This is a genomic window from Nocardioides abyssi, assembly GCF_030412915.1.
Classification (GTDB): Bacteria; Actinomycetota; Actinomycetes; order Propionibacteriales; family Nocardioidaceae; genus Nocardioides; species Nocardioides abyssi.
In genome coordinates this window covers 1-205 of sequence record NZ_JAUHJR010000348.1, presented here as the reverse complement: position 1 = coordinate 205, position 205 = coordinate 1, and the positions used below count along the sequence as shown (strand labels likewise).

General features: G+C 71.2%; 1 protein-coding gene. It reads right to left on the bottom strand.

Annotation, left to right across the window (positions count from 1 at the left end):
* Positions 1-205 (bottom strand): NADH-quinone oxidoreductase subunit D-related protein (locus QWY29_RS20955; protein ID WP_500684592.1); only part of this gene is annotated, 205 nt, incomplete at both ends.

Sequence of the window (205 nt, the reverse complement as noted above, 5' to 3'; positions counted from 1 at the left end):
GTGAACGACGGGTCGCGGAAGTGGACCCGGTAGGGACGGGTGCCGCCGTCGGAGACGACGTGCGCGCCGAGCTCGCCGCGCGGCCCCACGACCGGGACGTAGGCCTGGCCCGCCGGCACCCCGAAGCCCTCGGTCACCAGCTTGAAGTGGTGGATCAGGGCCTCCATCGACTCGCCCATGATGTGGCGGATGTGGTCGAGGCTGT